This window comes from Citrobacter sp. Cpo015, from assembly GCF_030333035.1.
In the GTDB taxonomy this organism is placed as follows: domain Bacteria; phylum Pseudomonadota; class Gammaproteobacteria; order Enterobacterales; family Enterobacteriaceae; genus Citrobacter; species Citrobacter portucalensis.
In genome coordinates this window covers 200163-215682 of sequence record NZ_JAOWGS010000031.1, presented here as the reverse complement: position 1 = coordinate 215682, position 15520 = coordinate 200163, and the positions used below count along the sequence as shown (strand labels likewise).

The following is a 15520-nucleotide window of genomic DNA, read 5'->3' as shown; positions in this document are numbered from 1 at the left end:
ATAGAGTATCCTGACGCTGTTTTTAACACAGTTGTAATATGAGGTTAATCCCTTGAGTGACATGGCGAAAAACCTAATTCTCTGGCTGGTCATTGCCGTTGTGCTGATGTCAGTATTCCAGAGCTTTGGGCCCAGCGAGTCTAATGGCCGTAAGGTTGATTACTCTACCTTCCTGCAAGAGGTCAATCAGGACCAGGTTCGTGAAGCGAAGATCAACGGACGTGAGATTAACGTTACCAAGAAAGATAGTAACCGTTACACGACCTACATCCCGGTTAACGATCCGAAGCTGCTTGATAACCTGCTGACCAAAAACGTCAAGGTTGTTGGCGAACCACCTGAAGAGCCGAGCCTGCTGGCATCTATCTTCATTTCCTGGTTCCCAATGCTGCTGCTGATTGGTGTCTGGATCTTCTTCATGCGTCAGATGCAGGGCGGTGGTGGCAAAGGTGCCATGTCGTTCGGCAAGAGCAAAGCGCGCATGCTGACGGAAGATCAGATCAAAACGACTTTTGCTGACGTTGCGGGTTGTGACGAAGCAAAAGAAGAAGTCGCTGAGCTGGTTGAGTATCTGCGCGAACCGAGCCGTTTCCAGAAACTGGGCGGTAAAATCCCGAAAGGCGTCCTGATGGTTGGTCCTCCGGGTACGGGTAAAACCCTGCTGGCGAAAGCTATCGCAGGTGAAGCGAAGGTTCCATTCTTCACAATTTCCGGTTCTGATTTCGTGGAAATGTTCGTGGGTGTCGGTGCATCTCGTGTGCGTGACATGTTCGAACAAGCCAAGAAAGCGGCACCGTGCATCATCTTCATCGATGAAATCGACGCCGTAGGTCGCCAGCGTGGCGCAGGTCTGGGCGGTGGTCACGATGAACGTGAACAGACGCTGAACCAGATGCTGGTTGAGATGGACGGCTTCGAAGGTAACGAAGGTATTATCGTTATCGCGGCAACTAACCGTCCGGACGTTCTTGACCCTGCGCTGCTGCGTCCAGGCCGTTTCGACCGTCAGGTTGTGGTTGGTCTGCCAGACGTTCGCGGTCGTGAACAGATCCTGAAAGTGCATATGCGTCGCGTACCGCTGTCTCCGGATATCGATGCGGCAATCATTGCACGTGGCACGCCTGGCTTCTCCGGTGCGGACCTCGCGAACCTGGTGAACGAAGCGGCGCTGTTTGCTGCTCGTGGCAACAAGCGCGTAGTGTCGATGGTTGAGTTCGAAAAAGCGAAAGACAAAATCATGATGGGTGCGGAACGTCGCTCCATGGTGATGACGGAAGCGCAGAAAGAATCTACCGCGTATCACGAAGCTGGCCACGCGATTATCGGTCGCCTGGTACCGGAACACGATCCGGTGCACAAAGTAACGATTATCCCGCGCGGTCGTGCGCTGGGTGTGACCTTCTTCCTGCCTGAAGGCGACGCAATCAGCGCCAGCCGTCAGAAACTGGAAAGTCAGATCTCCACACTGTACGGTGGCCGTCTGGCGGAAGAGATCATCTACGGTGCTGAACATGTTTCTACCGGTGCGTCGAACGACATTAAAGTCGCGACTAACCTGGCGCGTAACATGGTTACTCAGTGGGGCTTCTCCGATAAACTCGGTCCGTTGCTGTACGCTGAAGAAGAAGGCGAAGTGTTCCTGGGACGTTCTGTGGCGAAAGCGAAACACATGTCCGATGAAACCGCTCGCATTATCGATCAGGAAGTTAAGCTGCTGATTGAGCGTAACTATGACCGTGCACGTCGTTTGCTGAACGAAAACATGGACATTCTGCACTCAATGAAAGATGCGCTCATGAAATATGAGACCATCGATGCGCCGCAGATTGACGATCTAATGGCTCGCCGCGACGTACGTCCGCCAGCGGGTTGGGAAGAACCGGGTTCTTCTAACAACAACTCTGGTAGCACCGGTAAGCCGAGTGCACCGCGTCCGGTTGATGAACCGCGTGCGCCGGACTCTGGCACTATGTCAGAGCAACTGGGCGACAAATAAGTTATCGTTGATGATGACCGTGTTTTAATTGAAAACCCTGGGGCTTGCTCCGGGGTTTTTCTTATCTGCATATTCAAGATTTTACCAGGGATAAAACTATGAAACTCTTTGCTCAGGGTTCTTCACTGGATCTCAGCCATCCGCACGTCATGGGGATTTTGAACGTCACGCCAGACTCATTTTCCGATGGTGGAGCGCACAACTCTCTGGTTGAGGCGGTAAAACACGCAAACCTGATGATTAACGCCGGGGCGACTATCATTGATGTGGGCGGTGAGTCCACGCGTCCGGGCGCGGCTGATGTGAGTGTGGAAGAAGAGTTGCAGCGAGTGATCCCAGTGGTCGAGGCGATTGCCCAGCGTTTTGAAGTGTGGATTTCGGTCGATACCTCAAAACCCGAAGTGATTCGCGAATGCGCCAGAGTTGGCGCGCATATCATCAATGATATTCGCTCACTCTCGGAGCCTGGAGCGCTGGAAGCCGCAGCGGAGACCGGATTACCGGTTTGCCTGATGCATATGCAGGGGCAGCCGAAAACCATGCAGGAAGCACCAAAGTATGAGGATGTTTTTGCTGAGGTAAACCGTTACTTTGTTGAGCAAATAGCACGTTGCGAGCGGGCTGGAATCACAAAAGATAAATTGTTGCTCGACCCCGGATTCGGATTCGGTAAAAATCTCACTCACAACTACACATTACTGGCACGTTTGTCTGAGTTTCATCATTTTAATCTGCCATTGCTGGTTGGGATGTCACGAAAATCAATGGTTGGCCAGTTACTGAATGTGGGGCCATCTGAACGCCTGAGCGGTAGCCTTGCGTGCGCGGTGATTGCCGCAATGCAGGGGGCGCAGATCGTTCGTGTCCATGACGTCAAAGAAACCGTAGAAGCGATGCGTGTGGTGGAAGCCACATTGTCTGCAAAGGAAAAAAAACGCTATGAGTAATCGTAAATATTTTGGCACTGATGGGATCCGCGGTCGCGTAGGCGATGCCCCAATTACTCCTGACTTTGTGCTCAAGCTGGGCTGGGCTGCAGGGAAAGTGCTTGCTCGTCATGGTTCACGTAAAATTATTATCGGTAAAGATACGCGTATTTCCGGCTATATGCTGGAGTCTGCGCTGGAAGCGGGCCTGGCTGCCGCCGGACTCTCAGCCTCATTCACAGGGCCAATGCCAACACCCGCCGTTGCGTATCTGACGCGCGCCTTCCGTGCTGAGGCCGGGATTGTTATCTCCGCTTCGCACAACCCGTACTATGACAACGGGATTAAATTCTTCTCTACCGACGGGACTAAACTGCCGGATGCAGTGGAAGAAGCCATTGAAGCCGAGATGGAAAAAGCGATCACCTGCGTGGATTCCGCTGAACTGGGTAAAGCCACGCGTATCGTTGATGCTGCCGGTCGCTATATCGAGTTTTGCAAAGGCACTTTCCCGAACGAACTGAGCCTGAATGAACTTAAAATAGTGGTGGATTGCGCTAACGGTGCGACGTACCACATTGCGCCAAATGTACTGCGTGAGCTGGGTGCAAACGTGATTGCCATTGGCTGTGAGCCAAACGGTGTGAATATCAATGAAGAAGTCGGCGCCACCGACGTCCGTGCTCTGCAGGCGCGCGTGATTGCGGAAAAAGCCGATCTGGGTATTGCGCTGGATGGCGATGGCGACCGCGTCATTATGGTTGACCACGAAGGTAATAAGGTCGATGGCGATCAGATCATGTACATCATCGCCCGTGAAGCCCTGCGTCAGGGTCAGCTGCGCGGTGGCGCGGTAGGAACGCTGATGAGCAACATGGGCCTCGAGCTGGCGCTGAAACAGCTGGGTATTCCGTTTGCCCGTGCAAAAGTTGGCGACCGTTATGTGCTGGAAAAAATGCAGGAAAAAGGCTGGCGTATCGGTGCCGAAAACTCAGGTCATGTGATCCTGCTGGACAAAACCACTACTGGTGACGGTATCGTGGCGGGTCTGCAGGTGCTGGCGGCGATGGTACGCAACCATATGAGCTTGCACGACCTGTGCAGCGGCATGAAAATGTTCCCACAGCTGCTGGTTAACGTACGATACACAGCAGGTAGCGGCGATCCACTGGAACATGAAAACGTGAAAGCGGTGATGGCGGAAGTGGAAGCGGCGCTGGGTAACCGTGGACGCGTCCTGCTGCGTAAGTCTGGTACCGAACCGTTAATTCGTGTGATGGTTGAAGGTGAAGACGAAGCGCAGGTGACTGAATTCGCCCACCGTATTGCCGATGCTGTGAAAGCGGCGTAATTCCGAAGAAAGTGAAAGCCGGAGTCTGAGACTCCGGCTTTTTTTTACTGTACGGCAAGCGGCTGTTTACGTCGGCGCTGCCAGAAGTAACCACCGACCATCAGTAGCACAAGGACTGCCAGCCACGGCAGAACCGCCAGCAGATGCCCAGACCGGGCAAAGGTTAACGCAATCATCAGTAGCCAACCGCCCAGCATCGGAATCGCGGTACGCTTAACAATATCCACAGGCGAGACACCTGCAATCCCTGCGATAGCAATGATTACGCCGGCGATGGGCGATAGCGTACGACCAATACCCGCCGAGATCTGGATAGGCAACATCATGACAGCGATATCGCTACCGATATGACGGCTGATGTCCGGCACCATGGGTGCGAAGGAAAAAAATGCCGCATTCCCGGAGCCCATCAGCGCTGAAATTGCGAAGGTGATCAGGGTCATCAGCAGGATAATAGAGGCGGCGCTGAGGCCAAATTCACCGGAAAGTGACAACAGTGCGTCAACGGCACCAATGGCTTTCAGTCCGGCGGAAAAGACTTCACCGGCGATAATCAGTGTTACGACGGTGGCAAAAACGCTGCCCATGCTGTCGAAAACCTTTTGTACGCCAGCCATCACCTCGCGCGCCTTGCGATGACGGCAGTACTCACAAACCAGCGTAATAGCGAGACTTATCAGTACGGCGGTATCCAGCGTGATCTTGAGAGAGCTGAATACTAAATCGCTGCACACCAGCATCAATACCAGCGGCAGCATGGGCAGAAACAGCCAGGCTATAGGTGCGTCGGCTTCATCAGTCGCCGTTAATGTCTGCATTTGCTGAGCTGCATTGTCGCCACTTTCCCGACGGTCAAAAAAGCGTTGCACAACAATATGCAGCAGGGCGATGAAAAGAATGACGGGCACAACGATCGGCAACTGATCCTGCACGAAATAGTTCACGACCTCGATGCCTGCGGTTTTGGCGGCGAGAACAGAGTTGCCGGAGCCGGGGCCAAACTCAACCGCACAGGTACTGGCGATAACGGCGGCAACCGCGGCGCGGCTACAGCCAAGACGGGTAAGCAGCGGGTAAAGCGTCGCCATCAGCAGCAGACCCAATCCGGTGGCGCTGCTGATAAACAGCGACAGGAATTGACCCAATAGCAGTGCCAGCCCCAGCAGCAGATATGGCGAGTTCAGCCGTTGCAAAGGACGAGACGTCACCCGAACCAGTACCTGGCTTGCGCCAATGGCTGACATGTAGGTGGCAAAACCACCAATCAGCATAATTTGCAGTCCGAGGCCGCCGAGACGCACGCTCAGGGTATCGCGAATAAACTCAAAGGCGTCAAAGGGGCCAAATCCGGTGCTCTTTTTCACCAGGCCACTGAGTGAGGTCATTCCGCTAAAATGCGCGATAAGCAACAGCACAATCCCGGTCAATAACAGTACCGACTGGGGGTGATATTTTTTGAGGATCAGACGTCCGGCAAAAATGATGGCGATTAGCGCCAGTAGCAATGACATTCTTGCCCCCTTACTCGAAGTTGCCGGTAACCAGGCACTCGCCATCCCGCAGCAACGGTTTACCCGCGGCAAACAGATGGGCCAGCGAGAGGTCATCATTGAGTACACAGATATCGGCACGTTCTCCGGCGCAGAGCACGCCCCCGGAAATCCCCAGCGAGCGCGCAACGTTTGCCGTCAGCATCGCGATGGCCTGTGGCACCGGAATCCCGACATCAATCAGGCGAGGAAGCAGGTTAAGATTGCCTGCGACCGGTGCCGCGCTTAAACCTTCAACGATACCCTGAGCGTTAAAGCGCGGAACGCTGCCATTGCCGTCAGAACTGATCGTGATGCGCTCCGCCGGAACCTGTGCTTCGAGTGCGTGGAGAATCGCTTGCTCCTGAGGCATAAAACGACTGCCACCGGACGTAACATCGATATGGCCGCCGCGATGGGCGAAAGCAATCGCCTGTTCGAACAAGGGCTCAGTTCTCGCAACATGCGTCGGTGAAATATGGTGAATCGGAATACCCGCATCACACAGCTCAATAAGTTGCGACATCCCTTCCGGCAGATTCCCCATGTGCACATGCAGCAAGCCTTTTTTCCCAGCCAGCAGGGAAGCGACGCGAATATCGCTCACTATCCTCAGCAACTCCTGGAAAGAGGGGTAAGAACCGCGGTGATCGGCGAGGGCGATTTTTACACCAAGAATTGCCGGAATGAAGGCCATATCATCGCGGATGGATCGCGTAATAGTTGGGCTGGGAACGGCGTAGGCTCCCGTGTGCATAAACGCGCGTAATCCCTCAAGGTTGAGAGACTGCATTTTTGCGTAGAGGTCTTTGGGTGAACGAGAAATGGCATCGGTGCCTAACACGCCAACCACCGTGGTAATACCTGCCTGAATCAGGTCGCGCAGCTTGACGGCGGGCGTCCGACTGGCAAATCCGGCTTCACCACCGCCACCGGTAAGATGAACATGCTGATCGATGATACCAGGGATAACCCATTTACCCCGACAATCGATGACCTCGTTGATGCCATCAAACAATGAAATATCTTTTTCTACCGCCACAATACGGTCGGCATGAATGAGCAGGGAGCAGAGGCCTAAATCCTCAGGAGAAAAAACACGGGCATTGGTCAATAAAGTAAACATAGCGGTCCTGTCAAACGTCGAGGGTGAGAGTCGGCAGGTGAAACGAAATATTGTTGTTATGATGCCCACCATAAAGCCATTACTATAACTATGACTATTACCGATTTGTTATTGGAGGATGCGGTTATGGCATGGCGGAGAGCACAACGTGGATTGTAAGTGGCTGGAAGATTTTCTGGCCTTGAGCCAGCATGGAAACTACTCTCAGGCCGCGGCGCAGCGGCATATTACTCAACCGGCGTTGAGTCGGCGTATAAAGGCGCTGGAAGAGGTGCTGGGAGTGCCTTTGTTTGACCGGACAACGACCCCTGTCACGCTGACGCGCTATGGTGAACGCTTTGAACCTTATGCCCGGCACGTCCTCAGCACGTTAACAGAGGCACGCCATGAGCTGTCGGCGATGACGCCAGCAACGGATAACACGCTGGTGATGGTCAGCCTGCATACGCTGTCGGTGAATATCCTGCCGGATATGATCAACTACCTGCGACAGAGTGAGCCGCAGTTAAACTTTACGGTAAACGCCAGTATCCAGGGGATAGACAACCACTTCAATGCCCTGATGAACCGGCAAATTGATTTACTGGTAACCTACGATTTACCCTCTGCCCAGCCGGGGCTGGAGATCGCCGGAGGGTTAAAACGTTCACTATGGCGGTATGAGCGATTTATACCGGTTATTTCCGCCCAGTTGGCTTATGCGCTTAGTGATCCGCATGCTCCGATTCCGTGGCTATGCTATAGCGACTACACCTTTGTCAGACGTATTATTGAGTCGGCAGAACAACGCGTCCGCCCACGGCTAAAAAAAGTATTTGAGAGTGGTTTAAGCGAAACGATACGAGAAATGGTACTGCGCCATATGGGAATGGCCTGGTTACCTGAATCGATGGTGGCGGAAGAGTTGGTGAATCAGCAAATTATTCACTGCTGGCCAGAAAATACAGACCTGATTTGTGAAATCCCCGTTGTGGTATGGGCGAATCTTGAAGATCAACGTGCCGTTATGCAGAGATGCTGGGAGAAATTGCTGCGTTTTTGATTGATATGGCGATTTTTTCCGCAGTTGATACAATGCTAACAAATTGCCCTTGCGAAGGTTATTCGCTTTGGTTAGTATTCACACCCGCTTCAGTGGGAAACAGTTAATATTCCCGCTTTAATGGTCGAAGCATTGTACGCGGCAACTCCGCAAGGAACAGGTTGATTATGCACGAAGCTCTTTTAGTAGTTTTCCTTATTGTGGCAATTGGCCTGGTAGGCTTGATCATGCTGCAGCAAGGCAAAGGCGCTGATATGGGAGCCTCTTTTGGCGCAGGCGCTTCTGGTACTCTGTTTGGTTCAAGTGGTTCTGGTAACTTCATGACCCGTATGACAGCTGTATTGGGAACCTTGTTCTTCATCATCAGTCTGGTGCTGGGTAACATGAACAGCAATAAGACCAATAAAGGAAGTGAGTGGGAAAATCTGAGCGCACCGGCGAAAACCGAGCAAACTCAGCCAGCTGCTCCGGCTCAGCCGACCAGCGATATCCCACGCTAAGTATTCTGTACCGAGGTGGTGGAATTGGTAGACACGCTACCTTGAGGTGGTAGTGCCCTAACGGGCTTGTGGGTTCGAGTCCCATCCTCGGTACCAAATTCCAAAAAAAAGACGCTGCAAAGCGTCTTTTTTTTCGTCTGTTATTTGTGGCTATCCTGTAGGTCGGATAAGGCGTTAACGCCTTATCCGACATTATTACAACGCCTGATGGCGCTACGCTTATCAGGCCTACAGACACCTTAAATTTCGCGCATAAAAAAGGCCGCTTTCGCGGCCTTAAGATAGTGAATCTTTACTTCGCCTTATTTTCCAGATTTTCAACCTGCGGCAGGCCGGTTGCGGAAGAGGCTGTCAGTAGGCCAGACTGCGCATAGCCGAACAGCTTCTCGCGGGTATCGGTGATATCCAGATTACGCATGGTCAACTGACCGATACGGTCGTCCGGAGAGAATACGGAGTCGCCTTTTTCCATCGTCAGACGTTCTGGTTTGTACGTCAGATTGTCAGACACGGTGTTGAGGATTGAGTAGTCATTACCGCGACGCAGTTCCAGCGTCACTTCACCGGTAATCTGGCTGGCAACCCAACGCTGCAGACCGTCACGCAGCATCAGCGCCTGAGAGTCGAACCAGCGGCCCTGATACAGCAGACGACCCAGCTGGCGACCGTGCGCGTGATACTGCTCGATGGTATCCTCGTTGTGAATACCGGTCAGCAGACGCTCGTAGGCGATATGCAGCAATGCCATCCCCGGGGCTTCGTAGATGCCGCGGCTCTTCGCTTCAATGATACGGTTTTCAATCTGATCGCTCATACCCAGACCGTGACGGCCGCCGATACGGTTGGCTTCCAGCATCATCTCAACGTCGTCGCTGAAGGTTTTACCGTTCAGAGCAACCGGATGACCCTGTTCAAAACGTACGGTCACTTCTTCTGCCGGGATCTTCACGCTCTCATCCCAGAACTTCACGCCCATAATCGGGTTAACGATTTTGACGCTGGAGTTCAGGAATTCCAGATCTTTTGCTTCGTGAGTCGCGCCGAGCATATTGGAGTCTGTTGAGTACGCTTTCTCAACGGACATTTTGTAGTCGAAACCACAGGCAATCATAAATTCGGACATCTCATGGCGACCACCGAGTTCATCGATAAAATCGGTATCCAGCCATGGTTTGTAAATCTGCAGTTCGGCGTTGGTCAGCAGACCGTAACGATAGAAACGTTCAATATCGTTACCTTTATAGGTGCTACCGTCGCCCCAGATATTTACGCCATCTTCTTTCATGGCGGCAACCAGCATGGTGCCGGTCACGGCACGGCCCAGCGGGGTGGTATTGAAATAGGTCAGTCCGCCAGTGGTGTTGTGGAATGCACCGCACTGAATGGCAGCGATCCCTTCGGCAACCAGCTGCTTACGGCAATCTACCAGGCGAGCATTCTCAGCACCATATTCCATTGCACGGCGAGGAATGGCGTCATAGTCATCCTCATCCGGCTGGCCCAAATTCGCAGTATATGCATATGGGACAGCCCCTTTTTGTCGCATCCACAGCAGTGCTGCACTGGTGTCCAGGCCGCCGGAAAAAGCGATACCAATACGTTGACCTACCGGGAGATGCTTGAGAATCGTCGTCATAAAATAAAACCCTGCTTGATAGACTGGTGAAGAGGTCGGCTTATTATACTAATTGCATTTTTATGCAAAATAAATGAGTTTTCATTTAATCATCTTTTCTGGATGACAGGAAGAGTTTAGTGATAATTTCGTTAAATAACGGCGTGGGCGGCATATTTATCTTGCTGGGCTAGCGCTGGGCAGCATTCATTGATTTGCATAGTCGTAACAAGGTTGACATAACGCATAGTGAATCAATATACTGTGCGCAGATTTTACGTCCCGTCTCGGTACCAAATCCCAGCAGTATTTGCATTTTTTACCCAAAACGAGTAAAATTTGCCACGTTTCAGGCGCGGGGTGGAGCAGCCTGGTAGCTCGTCGGGCTCATAACCCGAAGGTCGTCGGTTCAAATCCGGCCCCCGCAACCACTTTCCCTTAGAGTTCTTTTTCAAATATACTGTGAAGACTTAGGCCTTCGTAGCTGGATTTGAAAAAAATTCTTTCGGAAGGTTCTCCGAACCGCAGGTGCGGTTATAGGGTTCAGTTATCTAAAGCCCCGATTTATCGGGGTTTTTTGTTATCTGACTACAGAATAACTGGGCTTTAGGCCCTTTTTTTATGTCTTGGGGGTGGGCTTGTCCACATTAGAGCAAAAATTAACAGAGATGATTACAGCGCCAGTTGAAGCCCTGGGCTACGAACTGGTCGGCATCGAATTTATTCGTGGTCGCACATCCACACTGCGCATCTATATTGATAGTGAAGATGGCATCAATGTTGATGATTGTGCTGATGTGAGCCATCAGGTAAGCGCCGTGATGGATGTCGAAGACCCAATCACCGTTGCCTATAACCTGGAAGTCTCCTCTCCGGGTCTAGACCGTCCTCTGTTCACAGCTGAACACTACGTGCGTTTCCTGGGTGAAGAAGTCACGCTGGTTCTTCGTATGGCGGTACAAAACCGTCGTAAATGGCAGGGCGTTATCAAAGCGGTGGACGGTGAGATGATCACGGTCACAGTCGAAGGCAAAGATGAAGTGTTCGCGCTGAGTAATATCCAGAAGGCGAACCTGGTTCCCCACTTTTAACAGTCTGGATTGAGGTGAAAAGCCCGCGATGAACAAAGAAATTTTGGCTGTTGTTGAAGCCGTATCCAACGAAAAAGCGCTGCCACGCGAGAAAATTTTTGAAGCGCTGGAAAGTGCGCTGGCTACAGCAACAAAGAAAAAATATGAGCAAGAGATCGACGTTCGCGTAGAAATCGATCGTAAAAGCGGTGATTTCGATACTTTCCGTCGTTGGGTAATCGTAGAAGAAGTTACTCAGCCGACCAAAGAAATTACGCTGGAAGCGGCACGCTTCGAAGACGAAAGTCTGAACGTGGGCGAATATGTTGAAGATCAGATTGAATCTGTCACCTTTGACCGTATCACCACCCAGACCGCGAAGCAGGTTATCGTACAGAAAGTACGTGAAGCTGAACGCGCAATGGTTGTTGATCAGTTCCGCGAACACGAAGGCGAAATCGTCACCGGTGTGGTGAAGAAAGTAAACCGCGACAACATTTCTCTGGATCTGGGCAGCAATGCTGAAGCTGTGATCCTGCGTGAAGACATGCTGCCGCGTGAAAACTTCCGCCCTGGTGACCGTATTCGTGGTGTTCTGTACTCAGTTCGCCCGGAAGCGCGCGGTGCACAGCTGTTCGTAACCCGTTCCAAGCCGGAAATGCTGATTGAGCTGTTCCGCATTGAAGTGCCGGAAATCGGCGAAGAAGTTATCGAAATTAAAGCGGCTGCTCGCGATCCGGGATCGCGTGCGAAAATCGCCGTTAAGACCAACGACAAGCGTATTGATCCGGTCGGCGCCTGTGTTGGTATGCGCGGTGCGCGCGTTCAGGCGGTTTCTACCGAACTGGGCGGCGAGCGTATCGATATCGTCCTGTGGGATGATAACCCGGCGCAGTTCGTGATTAACGCAATGGCGCCAGCAGACGTCGCTTCTATCGTGGTGGATGAAGACAAACACACCATGGATATCGCGGTTGAAGCCGGTAACCTGGCTCAGGCGATTGGACGTAATGGTCAGAACGTCCGCCTGGCTTCACAACTGAGCGGTTGGGAACTCAACGTGATGACCGTTGATGACCTGCAAGCGAAGCATCAGGCTGAAGCACATGCAGCCATCGATACCTTCACCAAATATCTCGATATCGATGAAGATTTCGCGACTGTTCTGGTGGAAGAAGGTTTTGCGACGCTGGAAGAACTGGCCTACGTGCCAATGAAAGAACTGCTGGAAATTGACGGCCTGGATGAACAGACCGTTGAAGCGCTGCGCGAGCGTGCTAAAAACGCACTGACCACTCTGGCACTGGCCCAGGAAGAAAGCCTCGGTGATAACAAACCGGCTGACGATCTGCTGAATCTGGAAGGATTGGATCGTGAGATGGCCTTCAAACTGGCGGCCCGTGGTGTTTGTACGCTGGAAGATCTCGCTGAACAGGGCATTGATGATCTGGCTGATATCGAAGGGTTGACCGACGAAAAAGCCGGTGAGCTGATTATGGCTGCCCGTAATATTTGCTGGTTCGGCGACGAAGCGTAATAAACTGTAGCAGGAAGGAACAGTATGACAGATGTAACCGTAAAAACGCTGGCTGCAGAGATACAGACTTCCGTAGATCGCCTGGTACAGCAATTTGCTGATGCCGGTATCGCGAAGTCTGCTGACGACTCTGTGTCCGCACAAGAGAAACAAACCTTACTGGCGCATTTGAACCGTGAAAACGGCTCAGCGCCGGATAAGTTGACATTGCAGCGTAAAACGCGCAGTACTCTCAATATTCCAGGTACCGGTGGAAAAAGCAAATCGGTACAAATCGAAGTCCGCAAGACACGCACCTTTGTGAAACGCGATCCGCAAGAGGCTGAACGCCTTGCCGCGGAAGAGCAGGCGCAGCGTGAAGCGGAAGAGCAAGCCCGTCGTGAGGCAGAAGAAGCTGCCAAACGCGAGGCGCAACAAAAAGCCGAACGTGAGGCCGCAGAACAAGCTAAGCGTGAAGCCGCTGATAAAGCGAAACGTGAAGCTGCGGAAAAAGACAAAGTGAGCAATCAACAGACCGACGATATGACTAAAACCGCCCAGGCCGAAAAAGCCCGCCGTGAAAATGAAGCCGCAGAACTGAAGCGTAAAGCGGAAGAAGAAGCACGTCGCAAGCTTGAAGAAGAAGCGCGCCGCGTAGCGGAAGAAGCTCGCCGTATGGCGGAAGAAAACGAGAAAAATGGTGTGAATAACGCTGAACCTGTCGAAGACACCAGTGATTATCACGTCACCACCTCTCAGCATGCTCGCCAGGCTGAAGACGAGAACGATCGTGAAGTTGAAGGCGGTCGTGGTCGTACTCGCAGCACTAAAGCCGCGCGTCCGGCGAAGAAAGGCAATAAACACGCTGAATCTAAAGCTGACCGTGAAGAAGCACGTGCAGCGGTTCGCGGTGGTAAAGGCGGCAAGCAGCGTAAAGGTTCCGCTCTGCAGCAGGGCTTCCAGAAGCCAGCTCAGGCTGTTAACCGTGACGTTGTGATCGGCGAAACCATCACCGTTGGCGATCTGGCGAACAAGATGGCGGTTAAAGGCTCTCAGGTCATCAAAGCGATGATGAAGCTGGGCGCAATGGCGACCATCAACCAGGTCATCGACCAGGAAACCGCACAGCTGGTTGCCGAAGAGATGGGCCACAAAGTTATCCTGCGTCGTGAAAACGAGCTGGAAGAAGCAGTAATGAGCGACCGTGACACCGGCGCTGCGGCTGAACCGCGCGCACCGGTAGTGACCATCATGGGTCACGTTGACCACGGTAAAACGTCTCTGCTGGACTACATTCGTTCCACGAAAGTGGCCTCTGGCGAAGCGGGCGGCATTACTCAGCACATCGGTGCGTACCACGTTGAAACTGACAACGGTATGATCACCTTCCTGGATACTCCGGGTCACGCCGCGTTTACCTCCATGCGTGCTCGTGGTGCTCAGGCAACGGATATCGTTGTTCTGGTTGTTGCAGCAGACGACGGCGTGATGCCGCAGACTATCGAAGCTATCCAGCACGCGAAAGCGGCAGGTGTGCCGGTAGTTGTTGCAGTCAACAAAATCGATAAACCGGAAGCGGATCCAGATCGCGTTAAAAACGAACTGTCCCAGTACGGCATCATGCCGGAAGAGTGGGGCGGCGAGAGCCAGTTCGTTCACGTTTCTGCGAAAGCGGGTACCGGTATCGACGAACTGCTGGATGCTATCCTGCTGCAGGCCGAAGTACTGGAACTGAAAGCTATCCGTAAAGGTATGGCGAGCGGTGCGGTTATCGAATCCTTCCTGGATAAAGGTCGTGGCCCGGTCGCTACCGTCCTGGTTCGCGAAGGTACCCTGAACAAGGGCGATATCGTTCTGTGTGGCTTCGAATATGGCCGCGTTCGTGCGATGCGTAACGAACTGGGTCAGGAAGTACTGGAAGCAGGTCCGTCCATTCCAGTGGAAATCCTCGGTCTGTCCGGTGTTCCGGCTGCCGGTGATGAAGTGACCGTCGTTCGTGACGAGAAGAAAGCGCGTGAAGTTGCACTGTACCGTCAGGGCAAATTCCGTGAAGTTAAACTGGCTCGTCAGCAGAAATCTAAACTTGAGAACATGTTCGCCAACATGACCGAAGGCGAAGTTCACGAAGTGAACATCGTGCTGAAGGCTGACGTACAGGGTTCTGTAGAAGCGATTTCCGACTCTTTACTGAAACTGTCTACCGACGAAGTAAAAGTGAAGATCATCGGTTCTGGCGTAGGTGGTATCACCGAAACCGACGCGACCCTGGCTGCGGCATCCAACGCGATTCTGGTTGGCTTCAACGTACGTGCTGATGCCTCTGCACGTAAAGTTATCGAATCAGAAAGCCTGGATCTGCGTTACTACTCCGTCATCTATCATCTGATCGACGAAGTGAAAGCAGCGATGAGCGGCATGCTGTCTCCGGAACTGAAACAGCAGATTATTGGTCTGGCTGAAGTTCGTGATGTGTTCAAATCACCGAAATTCGGCGCTATCGCAGGCTGTATGGTTACCGAAGGCACGATTAAACGTCACAACCCAATCCGCGTACTGCGCGACAACGTGGTTATCTATGAAGGCGAGCTGGAATCCCTGCGCCGCTTCAAAGATGACGTCAACGAAGTCCGTAACGGTATGGAATGTGGTATCGGCGTTAAGAACTACAACGACGTTCGCGTTGGCGATATGATCGAAGTGTTCGAGATCATCGAGATCAAACGTACAATTGCTTAAGGTTGTTCGGGTGTAGGCCGGATAAGGCGTTTACGCCGACATCCGGCAATGTAATGCCTGATGGCGCTACGCTTATCAGGCCTACAGCCTAATCACCGAATTATTTTCAAAAG

Annotated in this window: 11 protein-coding genes and 2 tRNA genes; 10 read left to right on the top strand and 3 right to left on the bottom strand. The window is 52.5% G+C overall.

Annotated elements, in window-relative coordinates:
* The first annotated feature begins 61 nt into the window (after positions 1 to 61).
* The 3 genes from ftsH (at position 62) to glmM (ending at position 4273) form a co-directional block, all read left to right on the top strand.
* Positions 62 to 1996: an ATP-dependent zinc metalloprotease FtsH gene (gene ftsH / locus OGY67_RS12080; protein WP_003025013.1), complete on the top strand. Its 1935-nt coding sequence runs from the start codon at positions 62 to 64 to the stop codon at positions 1994 to 1996.
* A 98-nt stretch (positions 1997 to 2094) separates the two neighbouring features.
* The gene (gene folP, locus OGY67_RS12075) at positions 2095 to 2943 is read left to right on the top strand and encodes a dihydropteroate synthase (protein ID WP_048225717.1); all 849 of its coding nucleotides are present in this window, start codon (positions 2095 to 2097) and stop codon (positions 2941 to 2943) included.
* Positions 2936 to 4273 carry a phosphoglucosamine mutase gene (gene glmM, locus OGY67_RS12070; RefSeq protein ID WP_008785919.1) on the top strand — a complete coding sequence of 446 codons (1338 nt, stop codon included), beginning with the start codon at positions 2936 to 2938 and terminating at the stop codon, positions 4271 to 4273. The genes folP and glmM overlap by 8 nt, the downstream gene beginning before the upstream one ends.
* Before the next feature lie 44 nt (positions 4274 to 4317).
* Here the strand turns inward: glmM and dcuC are convergent, their stop codons facing one another.
* Both dcuC and iadA read right to left on the bottom strand, forming a co-directional pair.
* Complete coding sequence (dcuC, locus tag OGY67_RS12065; protein WP_003025006.1) at positions 4318 to 5784, bottom strand: C4-dicarboxylate transporter DcuC; 1467 nt, start codon at positions 5782 to 5784, stop codon at positions 4318 to 4320.
* 10 nt (positions 5785 to 5794) lie between these two features.
* On the bottom strand, positions 5795 to 6928 hold the full coding sequence (iadA, locus tag OGY67_RS12060) for a beta-aspartyl-peptidase (protein ID WP_258885786.1): 1134 nt from the start codon (positions 6926 to 6928) through the stop codon (positions 5795 to 5797).
* A 148-nt stretch (positions 6929 to 7076) separates the two neighbouring features.
* Here iadA and OGY67_RS12055 point away from each other — a divergent pair, with 148 nt between their 5' ends.
* From OGY67_RS12055 to OGY67_RS12045, 3 genes are all read left to right on the top strand, one after another.
* On the top strand, positions 7077 to 7970 hold the full coding sequence (locus OGY67_RS12055; RefSeq protein WP_103284673.1) for a LysR family transcriptional regulator: 894 nt from the start codon (positions 7077 to 7079) through the stop codon (positions 7968 to 7970).
* Positions 7971 to 8137: 167 nt separating this feature from the next.
* Positions 8138 to 8470 carry a preprotein translocase subunit SecG gene (secG, locus tag OGY67_RS12050; protein WP_003025000.1) on the top strand — a complete coding sequence of 111 codons (333 nt, stop codon included), beginning with the start codon at positions 8138 to 8140 and terminating at the stop codon, positions 8468 to 8470.
* 9 nt (positions 8471 to 8479) lie between these two features.
* Positions 8480 to 8566 (top strand) — tRNA-Leu (locus OGY67_RS12045).
* A gap of 196 nt (positions 8567 to 8762) precedes the next feature.
* Here the strand turns inward: OGY67_RS12045 and argG are convergent.
* Positions 8763 to 10106: an argininosuccinate synthase gene (gene argG, locus OGY67_RS12040; RefSeq protein ID WP_005131837.1), complete on the bottom strand. Its 1344-nt coding sequence runs from the start codon at positions 10104 to 10106 to the stop codon at positions 8763 to 8765.
* A gap of 333 nt (positions 10107 to 10439) precedes the next feature.
* Here argG and OGY67_RS12035 point away from each other — a divergent pair.
* The 4 genes from OGY67_RS12035 (at position 10440) to infB (ending at position 15407) form a co-directional block, all read left to right on the top strand.
* Positions 10440 to 10516 (top strand) — tRNA-Met (locus tag OGY67_RS12035).
* A 207-nt stretch (positions 10517 to 10723) separates the two neighbouring features.
* Positions 10724 to 11176 (top strand): ribosome maturation factor RimP, encoded by a 453-nt coding sequence (gene rimP, locus OGY67_RS12030; protein WP_003024996.1) that lies wholly within the window; start codon positions 10724 to 10726, stop codon positions 11174 to 11176.
* Positions 11177 to 11204: 28 nt separating this feature from the next.
* Positions 11205 to 12692 carry a transcription termination factor NusA gene (gene nusA / locus OGY67_RS12025; RefSeq protein WP_003024992.1) on the top strand — a complete coding sequence of 496 codons (1488 nt, stop codon included), beginning with the start codon at positions 11205 to 11207 and terminating at the stop codon, positions 12690 to 12692.
* 24 nt (positions 12693 to 12716) lie between these two features.
* Positions 12717 to 15407, top strand: a complete 2691-nt coding sequence (gene infB, locus OGY67_RS12020; protein WP_286573997.1) for a translation initiation factor IF-2 — start codon at positions 12717 to 12719, stop codon at positions 15405 to 15407.
* Positions 15408 to 15520 lie beyond the last annotated feature (113 nt).

Excerpts from the sequence above, each read along its gene's own strand:
- ftsH (WP_003025013.1), top strand. The coding sequence starts at position 62 with ATGGCGAAAAACCTAATTCTCTGGCTGGTCATTGCCGTTGTGCTGATG.
- folP (WP_048225717.1), top strand. The coding sequence starts at position 2,095 with ATGAAACTCTTTGCTCAGGGTTCTTCACTGGATCTCAGCCATCCGCAC.
- glmM (WP_008785919.1), top strand. The coding sequence starts at position 2,936 with ATGAGTAATCGTAAATATTTTGGCACTGATGGGATCCGCGGTCGCGTA.
- dcuC (WP_003025006.1), bottom strand. The coding sequence starts at position 5,784 with ATGTCATTGCTACTGGCGCTAATCGCCATCATTTTTGCCGGACGTCTG.
- iadA (WP_258885786.1), bottom strand. The coding sequence starts at position 6,928 with ATGTTTACTTTATTGACCAATGCCCGTGTTTTTTCTCCTGAGGATTTA.
- secG (WP_003025000.1), top strand. The coding sequence starts at position 8,138 with ATGCACGAAGCTCTTTTAGTAGTTTTCCTTATTGTGGCAATTGGCCTG.
- argG (WP_005131837.1), bottom strand. The coding sequence starts at position 10,106 with ATGACGACGATTCTCAAGCATCTCCCGGTAGGTCAACGTATTGGTATC.
- nusA (WP_003024992.1), top strand. The coding sequence starts at position 11,205 with ATGAACAAAGAAATTTTGGCTGTTGTTGAAGCCGTATCCAACGAAAAA.
- infB (WP_286573997.1), top strand. The coding sequence starts at position 12,717 with ATGACAGATGTAACCGTAAAAACGCTGGCTGCAGAGATACAGACTTCC.